Consider the following 1098-nt stretch of genomic DNA (forward strand, 5'->3'; position numbering starts at 1 on the left):
TCGAGCAGCTCGCGCTCGCGCTGGACCCCTCGCAGCAGCTGCCGCTGTCGCTCGCGGGCAGCGTGGCGCAGCGGCTTGCCGCGCTTTTCTCAGGCAACATTCGGGCCCGTTGCGTGTCGCCCCAGGGCGACTCGGCCGACGGTGCGCTGCGGCTGGTCCGCGGCGCTCTCTCCGACCCCCGTTGAGAAGCAGAGAAGCCCGATGAGCACCAAGCTGCCCTTCCAGTTCAAGCCCGATCCCGCCGCCGCCTCGCCGCTGTACATGCAGCTGGCCCACAAGCTGGCCCAGGCGATCCGCGAAGGGCAGTACCAGGCCGACGAGGCCCTGCCGTCCGAGCGCGTGCTCTCCGAATCCCTGGACCTGTCGCGCGTCACCGCGCGCAAGGCCATCGACCGCTTGGTCGAACAGGGCCTGATCGTGCGCAAGCGCGGCTCCGGCAACTACATCGCGCCCAAGCTCGAGCAGCCGCTGTCGCGCCTGACCAGCTTCTCCGAGGAACTCCACCAGCGCGGCTTCAAGCCCAGCAGCCGCTGGCTGACGCGCGGCTTCGCCATGGCGGCGCCGGACGAGCAGCTGTCGCTGGGCCTGACCACCGGCCAGCGCGTCGCGCGGCTGGAGCGCCTGCGCCTGGCCGATGCCGTCGTCATGGCCTATGAGCTGTCGGTGCTGCCCGAGGCGGTGCTGCCCGAGCCGCAGAAGGTCGAGTCCTCGCTGTACGAGCACCTCGCCCGGCATGGCGGCGCGCCGGTGCGCGCGCTGCAGCACATCCGCGCGATCAACGCGGACTCGCGCCTGGCGGGCCTGCTGGAAGTGCCGGTCGGCCAGGCCGTGCTGTTCATCACCCGCGTGGGCTACCTCGACCAGGGACAGGCCGTCGAGCTCACCCATTCCTACTGCCGCAGCGACTACTACGACTTCGTCGCGGAGATGAGGCGAGACGGATGACGACCCAGCACATCGACGGATTCGTACTGACACCTGGCGGCTTCATCCGCGGTGTGCTGGAACATGACAAGGGACGCGTGGTCGGCATCGACGGCAGCGCCGTCCCCGAGCACGAGGCCCGCCACGGCGCGCAGGACCTGCCGCTGATCCTGC

Annotated in this window: 1 protein-coding gene and 1 pseudogene; both read left to right on the top strand. The window is 70.4% G+C overall.

Annotation, left to right across the window (positions count from 1 at the left end):
- Positions 1–185 (top strand): annotated as a pseudogene (locus FUT87_RS29330) (ATPase); the annotation flags it as partial.
- Positions 186–201: 16 nt separating this feature from the next.
- Positions 202–945, top strand: a complete 744-nt coding sequence (locus FUT87_RS24165; protein WP_091728146.1) for a GntR family transcriptional regulator — start codon at positions 202–204, stop codon at positions 943–945.
- Positions 946–1098 lie beyond the last annotated feature (153 nt).

It is taken from the genome of Mitsuaria sp. TWR114 (assembly GCF_007997345.1).